The sequence below is a fragment of the Hyphomicrobium sulfonivorans genome (assembly GCF_013306565.1).
Classification (GTDB): domain Bacteria; phylum Pseudomonadota; class Alphaproteobacteria; order Rhizobiales; family Hyphomicrobiaceae; genus Hyphomicrobium_A; species Hyphomicrobium_A sulfonivorans.
The window spans coordinates 12,501-29,799 of the sequence record NZ_PZPO01000002.1 but is presented as its reverse complement, the minus strand read 5'-3'; the positions used below and the strand labels follow the sequence as shown (position 1 = coordinate 29,799).

Annotated in this window: 13 protein-coding genes, 2 rRNA genes and 1 pseudogene (1 of these 16 running past the window's edge); 9 read left to right on the top strand and 7 right to left on the bottom strand. The window is 60.7% G+C overall.

Annotated features, from left to right (window positions below; genetic code table 11):
• The first annotated feature begins 267 nt into the window (after positions 1-267).
• Positions 268-963 (top strand): outer membrane beta-barrel protein, encoded by a 696-nt coding sequence (locus C6Y62_RS05280; RefSeq protein ID WP_173953102.1) that lies wholly within the window; start codon positions 268-270, stop codon positions 961-963.
• Between the two features lie 80 nt (positions 964-1,043).
• Here the strand turns inward: C6Y62_RS05280 and C6Y62_RS05275 are convergent, their stop codons facing one another.
• Positions 1,044-2,309, bottom strand: coding sequence for a multidrug effflux MFS transporter (locus tag C6Y62_RS05275; protein WP_173953101.1), 1,266 nt, complete (start codon positions 2,307-2,309; stop codon positions 1,044-1,046).
• Between the two features lie 477 nt (positions 2,310-2,786).
• Here C6Y62_RS05275 and C6Y62_RS05270 point away from each other — a divergent pair, with 477 nt between their 5' ends.
• The 4 genes from C6Y62_RS05270 (at position 2,787) to C6Y62_RS05255 (ending at position 8,146) form a co-directional block, all read left to right on the top strand.
• Positions 2,787-4,349, top strand: coding sequence for a L,D-transpeptidase family protein (locus C6Y62_RS05270; RefSeq protein ID WP_173953100.1), 1,563 nt, complete (start codon positions 2,787-2,789; stop codon positions 4,347-4,349).
• Positions 4,350-4,667: 318 nt separating this feature from the next.
• Positions 4,668-5,447: a PilZ domain-containing protein gene (locus C6Y62_RS05265; protein WP_173953099.1), complete on the top strand. Its 780-nt coding sequence runs from the start codon at positions 4,668-4,670 to the stop codon at positions 5,445-5,447.
• A gap of 104 nt (positions 5,448-5,551) precedes the next feature.
• On the top strand, positions 5,552-6,736 hold the full coding sequence (locus C6Y62_RS05260; protein WP_068459372.1) for an FIST N-terminal domain-containing protein: 1,185 nt from the start codon (positions 5,552-5,554) through the stop codon (positions 6,734-6,736).
• 3 nt (positions 6,737-6,739) lie between these two features.
• Positions 6,740-8,146 (top strand): hybrid sensor histidine kinase/response regulator, encoded by a 1,407-nt coding sequence (locus C6Y62_RS05255; RefSeq protein ID WP_173953098.1) that lies wholly within the window; start codon positions 6,740-6,742, stop codon positions 8,144-8,146.
• A gap of 12 nt (positions 8,147-8,158) precedes the next feature.
• Here C6Y62_RS05255 and C6Y62_RS05250 read toward each other — a convergent pair whose 3' ends face one another.
• A complete protein-coding gene (locus C6Y62_RS05250; RefSeq protein ID WP_068459368.1) occupies positions 8,159-8,821 on the bottom strand; it encodes a response regulator in 663 nt (220 codons plus the stop codon).
• 339 nt (positions 8,822-9,160) lie between these two features.
• On the opposite strand from C6Y62_RS05250, the gene ubiB reads away from it, so the two are divergent.
• The 3 genes from ubiB to C6Y62_RS05235 all read left to right on the top strand — a co-directional run bounded on the left by ubiB (position 9,161) and on the right by C6Y62_RS05235 (position 12,314).
• A complete protein-coding gene (gene ubiB / locus C6Y62_RS05245) occupies positions 9,161-10,747 on the top strand; it encodes a 2-polyprenylphenol 6-hydroxylase (protein ID WP_173953097.1) in 1,587 nt (528 codons plus the stop codon).
• Between the two features lie 63 nt (positions 10,748-10,810).
• Positions 10,811-11,545 (top strand): hypothetical protein, encoded by a 735-nt coding sequence (locus C6Y62_RS05240; RefSeq protein WP_173953096.1) that lies wholly within the window; start codon positions 10,811-10,813, stop codon positions 11,543-11,545.
• Between the two features lie 13 nt (positions 11,546-11,558).
• A complete protein-coding gene (locus C6Y62_RS05235) occupies positions 11,559-12,314 on the top strand; it encodes a glycosyltransferase family 2 protein (protein WP_173953095.1) in 756 nt (251 codons plus the stop codon).
• Between the two features lie 78 nt (positions 12,315-12,392).
• Here the strand turns inward: C6Y62_RS05235 and C6Y62_RS05230 are convergent, their stop codons facing one another.
• Together C6Y62_RS05230 and C6Y62_RS05225 are read right to left on the bottom strand one after the other, a co-directional pair.
• On the bottom strand, positions 12,393-13,112 hold the full coding sequence (locus C6Y62_RS05230; RefSeq protein WP_173953094.1) for an FkbM family methyltransferase: 720 nt from the start codon (positions 13,110-13,112) through the stop codon (positions 12,393-12,395).
• Positions 13,113-13,492: 380 nt separating this feature from the next.
• Positions 13,493-14,044: a formaldehyde-activating enzyme gene (locus C6Y62_RS05225; protein WP_173953093.1), complete on the bottom strand. Its 552-nt coding sequence runs from the start codon at positions 14,042-14,044 to the stop codon at positions 13,493-13,495.
• 220 nt (positions 14,045-14,264) lie between these two features.
• Here C6Y62_RS05225 and C6Y62_RS05220 point away from each other — a divergent pair.
• Positions 14,265-15,374: pseudogene (locus C6Y62_RS05220) on the top strand (IS3 family transposase).
• Positions 15,375-15,397: 23 nt separating this feature from the next.
• On the opposite strand, the gene C6Y62_RS05215 reads toward C6Y62_RS05220, so the two are convergent.
• From C6Y62_RS05215 to C6Y62_RS05205, 3 genes are all read right to left on the bottom strand, one after another.
• Positions 15,398-15,550 (bottom strand): hypothetical protein, encoded by a 153-nt coding sequence (locus tag C6Y62_RS05215; RefSeq protein WP_173953092.1) that lies wholly within the window; start codon positions 15,548-15,550, stop codon positions 15,398-15,400.
• Positions 15,551-15,859: 309 nt separating this feature from the next.
• Positions 15,860-15,974, bottom strand: a 5S ribosomal RNA gene (rrf, locus tag C6Y62_RS05210).
• Between the two features lie 148 nt (positions 15,975-16,122).
• Positions 16,123-17,299 (bottom strand): 23S ribosomal RNA (locus C6Y62_RS05205) (it continues 1,632 nt past the right edge of the window).

Below are 17,299 nucleotides of genomic sequence, written 5' to 3'. Positions count from 1 at the left end.
TTCGGTGGCAGCGCGTTCTGCGGCGGGTCCGCATCTTGCCCGCTTGTCGCCCGCATCCACACCTTTACGCTTCGGACGAAGGCTCTGCTTTTCAAACCAAATTTTTCCAAGGCGCTTGCCGAGCAAACTTAGCCCCCAACTATGGTTGCTCCCTCCCATCGACTCCAATCGAGAATCGCCAGCGTTTGGGCATCGTCCAATGGCGGATGAATTTTGGAGACACAGATGCGTCGGCAATTTGCTTTAGTTGTTATCGCGGCTAGCTCAATGGCTGCCTCCCAGGTTGCCAGTGCCGACGGTTATCAGCCATCTGACAGCGCGCCCGCACTTGTGGAAGTCACCCGATGGACGGGCTTTTACGCCAACGCCGGCGTCGGATACGGCATGTGGAGCGCATCGACCACGACACACGACGGCGGTCGCTGCGTATCGTGCGCCAAGACGGATCATTCCGGCAAAGGCTGGCTGGGGCAGGTCGGCCTGGGATACGATTATCAGCTCTCAAACCGCATCGTCGGTGGCGTGCTGGTCAACTACGCCTTCTCCGACATTCAGGGCCGAACCAACGACGCGGTATTCACCACCGCGAAAACCAGCAACGATTCAACATGGGCCGTCGGCGCGCGCCTTGGCTGGCTGATGACGCCGGACGTCCTGAATTACTTGAGCGTTGGTTACACGCACACTCACTTCGACGGCGCGCCGCTGCATAACAGCTACACGGGCGATCAACTGCCGGGCGCACAATTGCACGGCTACAGCGCCGGCGGCTGGTTCATCGGTGGCGGATTGGAAGTTGCGATGCGCGACGGCTGGTTCTGGCGCACCGAAGCGCGCTTTGCCGATTACGGCAAGAAGGCGCGTCTGGAAACGGGCATCAGCCCGGTGTTCGAATTGCAGTTCGATCCGGTTGTCGGCACCGCTACCAGCGAGATCGTCTACAAGTTCGACTGGGGACGCTGATCGATCGCTCAACGAACCAGCAAGCAAATCGGGGAGCCTTCACAGGGTTCCCCTTTTTTATTGCTCAAAGCGAACAGCGCTCAGCCGCCGTGCCGGAACAGGCCGCGCACGCCTTCCACCCAGACAACAAGAATAAGCGCCATGGCGCCCAGCGCGACGAAGCCTGTTGCCAGCGGAACTATCGATCCGTCGAAGGCATGGCCGATCACCGCGCCCGCTGCCGCTCCTGCCGCAGTCGACAGAAAGCCAACGATGGACGATGCCATACCGGCGTTGTCGCCCTGCGGTTCCATTGCCAATGCATTGAAGTTTGGCGCCACCAGCCCGAACAAAAAGAACAGCGCCGCCATCATCACCGCGAACACCACGATGTCGGCGACGCCAAGCTTCGCCAAGGCAAGCAGCACAAGCGCCAGCAACGTGAAGCCGATGAGCGCCGCGTGCGAAACACGGCGCATACCAAGGCGCTCGACCCATCTGGCGTTTACAAGCGATGCCGTGCCGATTGCCAATGCGATAGCGCCGAACGCCAGCGGAAATGCTGCGCCGAGTTGGTAGATGTCAACGAACACCTGCTGCGCCGAAGCAACGTACGCCAGAACGCAGCCGAAAATGAGCCCGCTGGCGAGCGCGTATCCGAAGGTTTGCCAATCTTCCAACACCATCCGGATCGAACGGCCGAACGGCACAGGTTCTTCCGTCAGCGGCGCCGTTTCTGGCAACCTCAGCGCGGCCCACAACGCAACAGCAGCACCCGAAGCTAACAGCAGGTCGAAAATATTACGCCACGAACCGATGGTCAGAACACCTTGACCCATCCCCGGCGCGAGCACCGGAATTATGATGAACAAAGCCATCGCGAACGACATGACGCGCGCCATCTCACGACCGGAAAACCGATCACGCACGATAGCGATTGCAAGCACACGCGGCGCGGCAGCACCCACCCCCTGAACCAGACGCGCCAGCAGCAGCAGCGTGAAACCGGACGCGAACGAGGCGGCTAACGACCCCACTACGAAAATGCCCATGCCCACCATCAGCACAGGCTTGCGGCCATAGCGGTCAGACAGGCGGCCATACACAAGCTGGCCAACAGCAAACCCCAGCATGTAGATGATGACGATATCCTGCCGCGTGTTTGGATCCGTAACCCCCAGCGCGTCGCCGATCTGCGGCAAGGCCGGCAGCATCACATCCACCGCCATCGCCGTCAGCGACATCATCACCGCGATCAGAGCGATAAATTCGCCGACAGAAATTCCGCCGCTTGCAGTTGCGCCAAGCTTATCAGGGTTGTCGGTGGCTGTGGCTGAAGCTGGGGGAGCGGACTTAAGCGGCTTCATCAAAAGACTGCTTTCGTTTTTTGTGGTTCTGCAGCGATCCTGGACAGATCACCAAGGCATGAACTCAGGCCATGGCTCGCCTGCAAGGCCATGGCTTATCCGGCCGCTTCTTCAGCCAGATTGCATATCGTCCATTCGCGTCGATATCCCGCCCTATATGGTGCGCTAAATGCAGTCTCCAAGTTGGCCCAATTAACCATTTAGGCTTGGCCGACATAAAAGCCCAATAAATGGGCAACCGAGCTGCAACAGATGCTTCACATTAGCCAACGCCAACTAAAAAGATCCGCGCACGAAGGATCTTCGCGAGTTATACTTTCACCGTTGCAATCTAAAAAGATTCGGAGCTTCGCTACCGTGCTCGCCAGCCATTTTCGCACCCCTGCCGCCAGATCACTCCTCAGCTCAGCGCCATCGAAGTCACCCCGGCTGCCAAAGCTCGTTCTAGCAGGGTTGTCGATAGCTGCAGTCTCCTTGGTGACAGGCGCCCCGCAGCCGGCAGCCGCCCAGCAAGGGTTCGGCAGTCTTTTCAGCTATAACCAGCCCGCAAAGAAGCCCGCCGCCCGCAAGAAGCGCGCCCCTGCGGCTTCGCAGGCGGCTCCGGCAGAAGCCAGCAAGCCGGCCAACGAAACCAAGGGCACCGTTTACGCCGTCGTCTCGCTGCCCGATCAGCACATCACCGTGTATGACGCCACCGGCCGCATCGCCCAGTCGCGCATTTCAAGCGGCAAGGCCGGCAAGCGTACGCCAACGGGCGTGTTCAGCGTCATCGGCAAAAAGCGCTTCCACCGCTCCAACCTTTATTCCGGCGCGCCGATGCCCTGGATGCAGCGCATCACATGGTCGGGCATTGCCCTGCACGCTGGCGTCATCCCAGGTTATCCCGCTTCGCACGGCTGCATCCGGTTGCCGAACGCGTTTGCGCCAAAGTTGTATTCGCTCACCGACATGGGCGCGCGCATCATCGTGAGCCCGGGCGACGTCAAGCCCGAGACGATCACGCACACGATACTGCCGACACCAAAGATGCAGCTCGCTCCCACCGCTGCCCAACAGGCCGCAGCACCGGAAAAGGCTGCCGTTGAGCTTGCCAGCTCCGATGCCTCTGACGCAGCTAAAGCAACGGCCGCTGCCGGCGAGCCAGATTTGACGCCCGGCGGCGAAGCCAGTCAGCAGCCTGCGTTGCTCAACCCGATTGCCTATGCCGTCGCGCTGAAGAAGCAGGCCGAGACTGAAAGATTGGCGGCCGACGCAACCAGCAAGGCAGCGCTGGAGATCGCACAGAAAACCGGCGCAGAAGCGCGGGCAGCTACGGAGGCTGTGTCAGACGCCGAGGCAGCGCTGAAGCGGGCAGAAGAAAAGCTCGCTGCCGCTTCGCAGGAGGACAGGGCCAACGCGCCAGAAACCACCGCTTCCACAGGCGCAGCAACAGTGCCGGACCCTGAGCTTGTGGCCGATGTGGACAAGGCTCGCGAGGCGCTGGATCAGACGCGCACCTTCGACGCGCAGAAATCTCAGGCCGCCTTCGAGGCTGTCGAAGTTTACAAACGCGCCGACGAAGCGGCAAAAGCTGCGGCGGAGCGGGTTGCAGAGGCCGAGCGGCGCCGGAAGCAGGTCTCGGTGTTTGTTTCAAAGAAGGAAGGCAAGATTTTCGTTCGTCAGGATTGGAAGGCTGTCTGGGAAGCGCCGGTCACGATCCGCGATCCGGAGCGTCCTCTCGGCACCCACATCTATACCGCTGTCGATGTCGAAACGGATGGCTCGAAGGTTCACTGGACCGCCATCTCCATGCCGCCGGAAAACGCCAAGGCGACTCCCGCCCGTCGCGGCAGCAAGGGTGCCATGGCGGAAGCAAGCGCGCCATCGGCATCATTGACGCCCGAGACCGCAACCGGCGCGCTCGATCGCATCGAAATGCCCGAAGGCGCCAGGGAGCTGATCGGTGAACTGCTCTGGACCGGCGGATCGCTGATCGTGTCCGATCACCCGCGCAGCTACGAAATGGGCGAGTACACCGATTTCATCGTGCTGACCCGTTAATCGCACTTGCCAAGGCCTGAGGCCGAAGCCGTGCGCCGTTTTCCAGCGGCGCGCAGCTTGCCGCTGTCATTTGCGCGGCCGCGGCAACAGTCGACCCCATTAAAAACCAGCCAACTGATTTGGTTACCGCAGCCCTTCCACTCGACAGTTCTCGGCTAACGCGACGTTAGCCCTTGGCCGCTTACCCTCCAACCAACCAAAAAGCAGCCTTGGGTTTATGCTGTGCCGATATTCAGCAAACTTCCCCGGCCGGCCTTCGCCTCGGCGCCTGAAGGTCTGCACAGTCGGGAGCGCATTCACGATTACCCGGATGCAAGCATGCCCATGCTTGAGGCGCTGGTGTGCGAGGTGCATTCCTCCGCGCTGCTGACGGCAACTATCGCCAGTGCCATCAACGCTATGAAGCGCACCCACGGCGGTCTCGGTGAGGCTGAGCTGCGGCCCTATATTCCGGGCGAGCCGGCAATCGTTTCGGTGTTGCGAAACGGCATGCTGGAGACAGACCTCAACGCCGACACCGTCCGTCTCGTCATTCAGCTCTTTGACGATCTCACACCAGCACGTCTGGCGCTTGAGCACTATTTCTCCGAGGCCAACACCATTGGCGCGGAACGGGCCGTCACGCTTAATCTGCTGACACTCTCCACCAGTTGGCGGCGTTCGTGCCAGGATGCTCTGCTGGCCGTCCGGCAGCTGCAATCCGACATTCACCGTCTGCCTGCGCAGTACACCAGCAACTCGAAGCTGCTGAACAATCTGCTGCAGGATGCGATCATGGGCGGCTCGCCGTGCCTCGATGCCCGTGGCGCTATCGCACTGCCCGAACTGCCCCAGCGCCGTCAGTCGGCTCGTCGAACCGTGTGCCAGCCCTGCACGCTGACGTACAACCGCCAGCAAAGTCAGGCGTTCGTGCGCGACGTCTCGCCCGGCGGCTTCGGCCTCGAGCGCGTACCGCAGCTCATCCCTACGACTATAGTACAAATCGAGCTGCCCAGCGGCCGGCGTTTCACTGGCTCCGTAGCCTGGTGCAGCGGCAGTTCAGCCGGTATTCGCTTCTCGCGCCCCCTGCTGCCGAATGATCCGCTTCTGTCCGGCTGAGCCACTTACCACCGCCACGCCAGCCGAAGAATTTGCCGCGCCCTCCGCACTGTGGCACTTTCTGTCGCAAGCAGCGCCCAACAAAGAAGGCGCGGCGGAGGAAAATGATCGACCCGGCTTTGACAAACGTCACGCAAAGCACCTGCGGGGTGCGGGTTGCGGCAAGCGCCTTGCCGTCAACGCGTGATGCCGTGCTTGAAGCGCGCGAAGCGCTCGGGCCCGGCGACTATCAGCACATCATCGCATTCTTCGGCATCGACCATGATGCCGAGGCGCTGTCGCAGTCACTCACCGCAGCTTTTCCCGGCGTCTCGGTTTGCGGCTGTTCAACCGCAGGCGAAATCGGCCCCAGCGGCATGATGCAGGGCGCGCTGATACTGATCGCATTTCCGCATAAGGGCTTTCGCATCCATAGCGAGCTCCTCACCGACATCGCACACTTCGGTGTCGAGCGTGCAACCCAGGCGGTGCGCGAGATCAAATCGCGCTTCTCGCCCGGCACAGAACGCCTGTCGCGCGACACCACGTTCGCGCTGCTGCTGGTCGACGGACTTTCCAACGCCGAGGAAAACATCGTCGCTGCCATCAACTGGGCGCTGGATGATGTCGAGCTGATCGGCGGCTCTGCGGGCGACGGCATCTGCTTCCATCGCACCGCGCTGATCCACAATGGCCGCGTTGAACAACGCTCCGCGGTGCTGATGCTTGTCGAGACCGACTATCCCTTCCGCGTATTCAAGACGCAGAACTTCGAGCCTACCGGCACGAAGCTGGTCGTCACCGGCGCCGACAGCGAGAACCGCATTGTACATGAGTTGAATGCCGAACCCGCCGCGCGTGAATATGCCGCTGCGATCGGCATCCGCACTGACGACCTCGGCCCGTTCAGTTTTGCCTCGCACCCGCTCGTCGTAAAGGTTGGCGGCGACTATTACTGCCGCTCGATACGCAACATGAATCCGGACGGCAGCCTGTCGTTCTTCTGCGCTATCGACGAAGGTCTAGTATTCACGGTCGCCCGGCCGCGCGACATTCTCAGTGCTACCGAAGCGGCGTTGAGTGAGCTCGATCAGGCGCTCGGTGGTGTCGATCTGGTTGTCGGTTTCGACTGCATCCTGCGCCGACTTGACGCTGAATCCCGGCAGATCCGACATCAGATGGATGCATTGTACAGGAAGTATGGTGTTACCGGTTTCCATACCTATGGTGAGCAGTTCAACGCCATGCATCTCAATCAAACGTTGACCGGCATTGCGTTCGGGCAGCGCGTGGTCCCCTCGGAGGCCTGATAGATGGCTTCTCTTTTTGAGAACGATCCGCATGGATCGAATCCTCATGACCTCGAACGCCGCATTGTCAAACTGCAGAAAATCAACGCCGCGCTCATCGAGCGCGTTGAGCGTTCGATGGATCAGCAGGGCAGCGCCTATTCGCTTTTCCAGACCGCTATCGCGCTGGAAAGTCAGGTTCGGCTGCGCACTGAAGAATTGACCAGCACGCTCGCGCGGCTGGAGCGCACGAACGATGAACTGAGCGCGGCGCGCGACGCATCCGAACAGGCGAACCGTTTCAAGACCCGCTTTTTCACCGCAGTCGGCCACGACCTGCTGCAGCCACTGCACGCTGCGCGCCTTTCGGCCAGCGCACTTGCGGAAGCGGAAAGTTCGCCCGCACAGCGTGTCATCGCCGAGCGCATCGAGCACGCGCTGACAACCATCGAGCAGTTGCTGAAATCGATCCTGGATATTTCCAAGCTGGAAGCGGGCGTCATCACGCCGGCGCTGCGGCCGGTCGCGCTGGATGACGTGTTCGCAGCGCTTTGCGTCGATCTCGATCCGCAAGCAAAGGCCAAGGGGCTGTCGCTTTCCTATCGCCCCTGCGATCTCAACGTTGTGTCCGATCCGCTCATGCTTCGGCGCATCGTGCAAAATCTCACCGCCAATGCCGTTCAGTACACCGCCAAGGGACGCGTGCGCCTGCTGGCCCGCCGCCGCGGTGGACAGGTGCGCATTGAGGTGTGGGACACCGGACCCGGTATCGGCGAAGCCGATCGCAAAACCATCTTTGAAGAATTTCAGCGCGGCTCCGCCACCGATCGGCCGTCGATTGGCGGCTTTGGCCTTGGGCTGTCGATCGTGCAGCGCATGGCCGAAGCGCTTGGCCATCAGCTTGAGCTGTGCTCACGCGTTGGCCATGGCACGCGCTTTTCCGTTTCCGCGCCATACGTGAACCGGCCGATGCTGGCCGCGCATTCGTCGTCCGCTGCTCTCAACACTTCCAACGCGGCCGTTGCTATCGGTGGTGCTGAACTGGCTGGCGCCAAGGTTGCGGTCATCGACAACGATCCCGGCGTGCTGGAAGCCATGCATGCGTTGGTCGAGCGGTGGGGCTGTGAGGTGATTTCGGCGCGCAGCCTTGTCGAACTGCAAAAAGCATCGGCGCCGCACCGCCACGACATCATCCTCGCCGACTACCATCTCGACGATCAGCGCACCGGTCTTGATGCCGTGCGCGCACTGCGGGCTGCATCGGGGCGCGAGATCCCGGCCATTGTCATCACTGCTGATCACACCGAGGGCATCGCCAACGCGGCGCGCAGCTTCAATTGCGAGCTGATGCTGAAGCCGGCCAAACCCGCCAAGCTGCGCGCGCTGATGGTGCACCTGCTGTCAGGCGCATCCCACTTCAACATCAGCTGAGCTGACAGCAGCTCACTCGTCGCGCGCACTGCCAAGAATGGAATCGAAATCGATCTTCGATGCTTCGATCACCGCCTGCGTGCGCGACGACACTTTCAGCTTGCGCAATATTTCCGAGACATGCGCCTTCACCGTCGTTTCGCCGACGCCCAGGTCATAGGCGATCTGCTTGTTGAGCAGCCCCTGCCGCAGCATGTGCAGCACGCGCACCTGTTGCGGCGTCAGCGTTGCGATGCGCGTGGCCAGTTCGCTGGCGTCCGATCCGGCAGCGGCGGGCGGCTGATAGCCCTTCGGCACGACAACCGAACCGTCCATCACATCCTGCAGCGCTCGCGCCAGATCACCGCCGCGGGTCGACTTGGAAATGAAGCCCGCCACGCCGCACTGAAGCACCTCGTGAATGATGCGCGCATCTTCCAGCGCCGACACCACAACGATTGGAACCTTGGGATAGCGGGTGCGCAGTTCAATCACCCCTTCAAGCCCGCGCGTATCCGGCATCGACAGATCCAGCAGCACCAGATCGAAACCGCTTTCCTCATCCAGCACCGCGCGGGCTGTTTCGATAGAAACGGCCTTCGAAATCGCCGCGTCTGAAAATGCGTTCTGGATCACCAGTTCCAGCGCTTCGACGAACAGCGGGTGGTCATCGACGATGAGAATGTTGGTCGGCACGGGTAGGCTCCTGGATGGCCGCGTTGAGGCCGCAGGTGGCGAATTATCGCGAGGCTCCCCCCAACAATCCGCAATGCGACGCGCGCAGTGTAAATCGTTTCAAAAAATAGCACTGCACCGGCTTTAGGCCACCCCCTTTGCCTGCTCCTTAAGTTGCATTGCCCCATCGCTGCGGTTGCCGGATCGAAACTCCCTCTCCTGTAAGGTGCGGCGTGGTTACTGGCCGCGGACACCGCTCACCGGCCGGCGCCACTTGACCGGGCACGCGATAGGGGCAATCTGCGCCCAACTCCGTGCCGTAAACGGCCCAAAGCCATGCAGAAGGACTGAGCCGCGCCGATGGCCGGATCGATCAAGAACAGTTTGCGACTGGCCCGCGCCGGTCTGGTGCTGGCCCAGCACGGGGTGCGCTTTGTGCCCGCTGGCGTGCCTGTGCCGCTGCCGCTGCGCCTTGCCAGCGCGCTCACCGCTCCGATCGGATGGCTGGCTGCCCCCCGCCTGCCGCGCGAGAAGCGCCTTGCAAGCGCCCTGACCAGCCTCGGCCCCAGCTACATCAAGCTTGGCCAGTTCCTGGCCACCCGCGCCGATGTCATCGGCCCCGAACTCGCCGGCGAGCTTGCCGGCCTGCAGGACAACCTGCCGCCGTTTTCCATGGCCGAAGCGCGCCGCGCCATCGAGGAATCCCTCGGCGGTCGGGTTGAAGAACATTTCGCCGAATTCGGGCCCCCGGTCGCCGCCGCCTCCATCGCGCAGGTGCACAAAGCCGCCGTCATCGACGCCAACGGCCAGCCCCGTGAAGTGGCCGTCAAAATTCTGCGGCCCGGCATCGAGCGCCGCTTCAAGCGCGACCTTGAAACCTTCTATTTCGCCGCCAGCCAGATCGAGCGCTGGCACGCACCGTCGCGACGGCTGAAGCCGGTTGCCGTGGTCGATATGCTCAAGAGCTCGACAGAGCTTGAGATGGATTTGCGGCTTGAGGCGGCGGCCATTTCGGAGATGGCGGAAAACACCGCCAACGATCACGACTTCCGCGTGCCGCAGGTTGACTGGCAGCGCACCACGCGCCGCGTGCTCACCGTCGAATGGATCGACGGCATCAAGCTATCCGATCACAAAGCCATCGCCGCGTCCGACATCGACCGCAAGGCGCTCGGCCTCACGGTAATGCGCTCGTTCCTGAAGCACGCGATGCGCGACGGCTTCTTCCACGCCGACATGCATCAGGGCAATCTGTTCGTCGATGATCGCGGTCGCCTGGTTGCCGTCGATTTCGGCATCATGGGCCGGCTCGGCACCAAAGAACGCCGCTTCCTCGCCGAGATCCTCTACGGCCTCATCACCCGCGACTACAGACGCGCCGCTGCCGTACATTTCTGGGCCGGTTACGTGCCCTCGCACTATCCGGTCGAAGTCTTCGCCCAGGCGCTGCGCGCAATCGGCGAGCCAATCCATGGCCGCACCGCCAGCGACATATCGATGGCGGACCTGCTCGGGCAGCTGTTCGCCTACACTGAAGTGTTCGACATGCAGACGCGGCCGGAGCTGATCCTGCTGCAGAAAACCATGGTGGTTGTGGAGGGCGTCGCGCGCGGCCTCGATCCGGAGCTCAACATGTGGGTCGCGGCCGAGCCGGTGGCCAAGGAGTGGATCGAAAGCAACCTCGGCGCCATGGGCCGGCTGCGCGAAGCTGGCGAGGGTGCATCCGTCATCGGCAACATATTGGCCGACCTGCCAGATCTGCTCACGCAGGGCCAGCAGACCGCGCTGGCACTGGCCGACATGACGCGCGATGGCCTGCGGCTTGCCACTGATACCGTCAGCGCACTCGCGGCCGAGGAAGCGCGCCGCAACCGTTGGTCACGCCTGGCATTGTGGATCGGTGCCATCAGCCTCGCCGCGCTTGCCATCGGCCAGCTCAGCCACTAACGCTGGAGGCGATAACAGCGGCCGCAGACTTGGCCGCTGCGGGTGCAGACAGCGACAGGCCCCATGAAATACAAGATCGATCCGGCAAAATTCTCGACCTTCCTCACCAGTTGCGGTCGGTTCGATCTGCTCGGCGAAACAATCACCTCGTTCCAGCGCCACTTCGAAGTTGATCGCATTCTCGTTGCGGAAGATTCCGAAGACAGCGCTGCCGCCGCGCAATTTGCGCAGGCTTATCCGGTGGCCGATGTCCGCGTAAATCTGCCGAAGCTCGGCCAGATGCGCTCCATCGATGCCCATTACGCAACGCTATCGACGCCCTACGTCGTGCACCTCGAAGACGACTGGGGCTTCACCCGCAGCATCGACCTCGACGCCGTCACGCGTTTTCTGGAAGCGCGGCCGGACATCGCCGTCGTCTGCATTGCTCACCGCATTTATGACCCACGCTTTTCCAAGGGCGCGCGGCAGGAATCCTTCGAAGGCATCGACTACTTGGTCTGGGATACCGACGCGCATCCGAAGTGGTTTTCCTATTCGTTCAATCCATCGGTCGCGCGGATGTCGCTGTGGCGCGAAGTCGGCCCGTTCGCCAAGTTCGTGACAGAAGAAAACCTCAGCCTGTTCCTGAAGCAGCGCGGCATGCGCATCGCGATGGTCGTGCCCGGCATCGCCGATCACATCGGCGACGACCGCCACGCGCACGATCCATTCCAGCCCAAGCGTGCCAAGACATTTCTTGCCCGCTTGCAGCGCTCGATTGCCAAGCGCCTGCCGTTCAAACGCAATGACCAATAGTCGGGCTGACGGTATGGCCACGGGCTTGAGCTGCTGCATCATCACCCACAACGAAGCCGATCGCATCGAACGCTGCATCGAAGCCGTTCGCGGCATTGTCGATGAAGTTGTCATCGTCGATTCCGGATCGACTGACGACACGCTCGCCAAGGCTGAAGCAATGGGCGCGCGCATCTTCCATAACGATTGGGTGGGATACGGTCCGCAGAAACGTTTCGCGGAGGATTGCGCCCAGCACGACTGGATCCTCAATCTGGATGCCGATGAGATCGTAACGCCGGAGCTCGCGGCTGAAATCACCGCGTTGATGCGCACGCCGGAGTCCGATCGTCTGCCCGCATACAGATTCCGTCAGGTAACAGTCTACCCGGGCAAGGAACGCCCGCGTCTGTGGGCTGATTATCACAACTACATCCGGCTTTACGACCGCAGCAAAGTGCGCTTCCGCAATAGCCTCGTGCACGACACCGTCGATGCCGGCTCGCATCCGGTCGGCCAGCTGAAAGGCATTGCGCTGCATTATTCGTGGCGCAGCCTGAAGCATGTTCGCGACAAGCTGGAGCGCTACACCGATCTGCAAGCGAAAGAGCTGAAGAAGCCGCGCTGGTATGCCTACGCGCGGCTGCCGTTTGAATATCCCGTACTGTTCTTCCGCTATTACATTCTGCGCAGCAATGTCACCGGCGGTATCACCGGCCTGCGCATCACCCACGAGATCGCGCGCGCCCGCACGCGTCGCCTTTTGAAAATCGCTCGCAGCCCGCGATAAGTCCCACTCACGTTACGAAGGCGGACTTGCGCCACTGGCATCCGGCGCGAGCAACGCCTTGTGCATGCGGTCGCAAGCTCAATCCAGCGTCAACGCAATGTTGTATTGCGTACGCAGGTGCTGGCTATAGCCAAGCGACAGACACAGATCGCGCCATTGATCGGTGAAAATGTGCTCGCCAACTATAGCCTTCGGCCAGAGCGAACGCGGTGCGTCGCGGAAGAACGGCAACAGCACGCTGTCTTCCATACCTTCGATATCAATCTTGAGACATTCAATGCTCGTCAGTTTCTGCTGCTGCACCGCATTGAGAAGCGTGTTGCAGGCAACCGCGTGTCCGTCGATATCCGTCACGCCCTCGCGTTCGCAAAGCCCCATCTCCATCACGGTGACACGGTCCTCCAAATCGTTCAGCGCCACGTTCTCCCGCAGCAAAGCGGCGTGATGCGGCATCGGTTCGAACGCAAAAATGCGCGCCGCCCGGCAGTGCGCTGCGACGAAGAATGAGTAGAAGCCCGAGTTCGCGCCGATATCCACAAACACGCCGCCGTTCGACAGTCGCTGCCGAATGAAGTCGCGCTCTTTGGCGTCGTACCAATATGGCGTCATCAGCATGATGCGCGATGATCCGGTCAACGGATCGAGTATCAGATTGAGGCCGTGGTAGCGGTAGACGACTTTTTCCCCGCCGAGGCGCCGCACAAGACGCCCGCCGTATTTCCTGATTGCGCCGTTTCCGAAGCCAAGTCGGCGCGAAAATTCTATGATCGCTTTCTGCCCGAGTGTAGGTGCTGACATTCCCATGGAGTGCTGCACGTGACCCTCGCTCTCGAATTGATAAACCCTCAGGGTAGGAACCAATTTTCGAGTAGCGTGTCGCGGGTATTTTTCCAACGCACCACTATTGCGCGTACAGCGTTATCTACAGCTAACTCCTGGGGATACCAGCAGCGCATGTCTTGTTGGGGAAACTAGGCAACGCCAAACCGCTTCAGCAGCGCTCACTGCAGCGCCAACGTGCGATGAAATAAAATATTGGCTGGCCATAACGCGAGCAGCGCGAACCCCGGCTTCAACCGAGTTCCGCGCTGCCAATTCACCTTGAGATGTTCACCGCTCATCGAGCACAGAACTGTAGCCCAAACACGTTGCCCGTCATTCTGGCCCGAACGGCAAAATCAGATCTCGCCCTTCAGGCCGCGCTCGAAATACTTGTGAACGATCTTGTCCTGGTTCTCGAGCAGCCAATCGATCGACGGCTGATTGTTCATCGCCTTGTGGATCGCCTGCGCAGTTGCTTTGCGATGAATATCAAATAGGATCTTGTGATCCAGATCCTTTACGTCGACGATGCCGGGATTCAGCCACAGCGACACGATGATGCCAAGGTCGTTGGCCTTGTCCTTCGGAATGTCGCCGGCACGAACACTGTCGAGCACGCCCATCGCAGTTGCGTACTGCACGGTGCCCATCAGAATGTTGGTATAACGCTCGTCGGTCACCGTCACTTTGCTTACGCAGATTGTAGCGGGCCGGATCATCACGTCGGTATTGAGCAGCGCAAGAACGCGCGAATGCCCGACAACCTGATTGCCCAGCAGGTTCGCGAAGGCCGTTCCAAGTGGTCCATCGAGTTCGCCGATTGCAACTTCCGGCTCAGCGGCCGTGCCTGGCGGGCCACCGGCCACAAGACTTTCACCCACTCTCAAGACGATGCGTTCGCTGCTCATTTCCGTGTAAGTCCTCACGTTGCTGTTTGCAGCGCGGACTATGACGGCCGTCACGGCTGTCATCAACGGCAGTGCGTTTCATCTTCCCGGAGCGGGATGTAAAAAGCGGATATGCCGCAACGTCGTGCCGCCACCACTGGCCAAGGGCGACTGGTGACCTTGCCCCCGCAGGGGTACCCGATCTGAGCTAGAGTCCGTCGATCCGAGAAGGAGACGGATGATGCGTAAGGGCAGGTTTTCGCAAGAGCAGATCATCGCCATCCTGCGCGAGCAGGAAGCGGGCATGACCACTGCCGAGGTGTGCCGCCGGCACGGGATATCGTCGGCGACGTTCTACGCCTGGAAGTCGAAGTACGGCGGGCTCGAGGTGTCGGAGGCGAAGCGCCTGAAGACGCTTGAGGACGAGAATCGCAAGCTGAAGAAGCTGTTGGCCGAGCAGATGCTCGACAACGCTACCCTTAAAGAGCTGATGACAAAAAACTTCTGACGCCCACCGCGAGGAGAGCCGCCGTGAGCTGGGCGATCAAAGAGAAAGACTACTCGCAACGCCGTGCGTGCACCCTGATAGGGCTCGCGCCGAAGGTCTATCGGCACTCGGCGACGAAGTGATGACGGTGTGCTGCGCACGCGCTTGAAAGCCTTGGCGGCTCAACGCCGCCGCTTCGGCTACCGGCGTCTGCACCTACTATTGCGCCGCGAGGGCTTCACCGTGAACCACAAGAAGCTCTTCCGCATCTACCGCGAGGAAAGGCTCGTCGTGCGCAAGCGGGGCGGCCGCAAGCGTGCGCTCGGGACGCGGGCACCGGCAGCTGTGCCTCAAGGCCGGAACCAGCGCTGGTCGCTGGACTTCGTCTCGGACACATTCGCGGACGGGCGCCGCTTCCGCATGCAAACCATCGTCGACGACTTCACGCGCGAATGTCTAGCCCTGGTGGCCGACACCTCGCTGTCAGGTCATCGAGTTGCCCGCGAGCTGGATGAAGTGATCGCTCGGCGCGGCAGGCCGGCAATGGTCGTCAGCGACAACGGCACCGAGCTCACGTCGATGGCGATCCTGCGCTGGCAACAGGAAACCGGCATCGCCTGGCACTACATTGCTCCGGGCAAGCCGATGCAGAACGGTTTCGTCGAGAGCTTCAATGGGCGCCTCCGCGACGAGTTGCTGAACGAGACCATCTTCCGCGGCTTGGGGCATGCCCGCGAGGTGCTTGCCGGCTGGCGGGAGGACTACAACGGAGAACGGCCCCACACGAGCCTCGACGGGCTTACACCGAACGAGTTTGCAAGCAGGTCCGCGTCGGACCATAACCAGAACGGACTCCAGTTATGAGCGAGTACCTTCCGGGGGCAAGGTCACTGGCCATACGCTACGCACGGCGAAGTTCGCAACCCTTCGCTTGCAAAACGATCATCGGCTATCAGCATCCGCTCAGTGTGTACGAGCGGGTCAACCTGTTCTTCCAGATCGTCGCCCGGCACCACGAGAAGGCCCGGTGATCCTGACATCGAACCATGCCTTCTGAGTTTTGCGGCCGCCTGCATCGGATCTGGTGTGCGGCGTTGCGCTGGCCGTTGTGGCCCTGTCGGTTCGGTTGGCGCCAGCGCGCCAGCACCCTCCACGGCATTCACCGCGCGCCTCAACCACACGCATCTGGGGCGGCCCACACCGGCGGTCTTTCCCGTTGGGCATTTTCTCTGCATTGGAGACGGCGGGTTGAACGCAAAAACGCCCCAGCTTTGTGGGCTGGGGCGTTTTTATAAAACACGTAAGAGGGGATCTGATGACTTTTGTTGAAGCGTCTCACTTTTCTGCAGACCTGGCGACGACCTACTCTCCCACGTCTTAAGACGCAGTACCATTGGCGCTGGAGCGTTTCACGGCCGAGTTCGGGATGGGATCGGGTGCAGCCACTCCGCCATAATCACCAGGTCGGCGGAAAAGTGAGATGACTTCTGTTCTGGTCTTGCCTGTGTTCCTACGCCCATCGAAGACGACGCGAGCGTCGTCATGCAATCTTGCGCAGCGCAGTTACCTGCGCGCTTTCAACAGCATATTCGATGAGCATTGCATAATGAGAGCAATCAAGCCGATCGAGTTATTAGTACCGGTAAGCTACATGCATTGCTGCACTTCCACACCCGGCCTATCAACGTGGTGGTCTTCCACGACTCTCAAGGGAGAACTCGTTTTGAGGTGGGCTTCCCGCTTAGATGCCTTCAGCGGTTATCCCGTCCGCACATAGCTACCCTGCTGTGCCGCTGGCGCGACAACAGGTCCACCAGAGGTGCGTCCATCCCGGTCCTCTCGTACTAGGGACAGCTCCTCTCAATTCTCCAACACCTACGGCAGATAGGGACCGAACTGTCTCGCGACGTTCTGAACCCAGCTCACGTACCTCTTTAAATGGCGAACAGCCATACCCTTGGGACCTGCTCCAGCCCCAGGATGAGATGAGCCGACATCGAGGTGCCAAACGATTCCGTCGATATGGACTCTTGGGAATCATCAGCCTGTTATCCCCGGCGTACCTTTTATCCGTTGAGCGATGGCCCTTCCACACAGAACCACCGGATCACTATGGCCGTCTTTCGACTCTGCTCGACTTGTCAGTCTTACAGTCAGGCGGGCTTATGCCATTGCACTCGACGGTTGATTTCCGACCAACCTGAGCCCACCTTCGCACGCCTCCGTTACCATTTAGGAGGCGACCGCCCCAGTCAAACTGCCCACCATGCGCGGTCCTGGAACCGGATAACGGTCCGCAGTTAGACAACCATGTTCATAAGAGTGGTATTTCACATTGCGGCTCCACAAAAGCTAGCGCCTCTGCTTCAAAGCCTACCACCTATTCTACACATGCAAACACGATTGCCAGCGCAAAGTTACAGTAAAGGTGCACGGGGTCTTTCCGTCTAACCGCAGGAACCCCGCATCTTCACGGGGAATTCAATTTCACTGAGGATGTGCTGGAGACAGTGGGGAAGTCGTTACGCCATTCGTGCAGGTCGGAACTTACCCGACAAGGAATTTCGCTACCTTAGGACCGTTATAGTTACGGCCGCCGTTTACTGGGGCTTCGATTCAGAGCTTGCACTCCTCCTCTTAACCTTCCAGCACCGGGCAGGCGTCAGGCCATATACGTCGTCGTTGGACTTAGCATAGCCCTGTGTTTTTGCTAAACAGTCGCCACCCCCTGGTCTGTGCCCCACCCATCTGGTTGCCCAAATGGGTGGCCTGCTTATCCCGAAGTTACG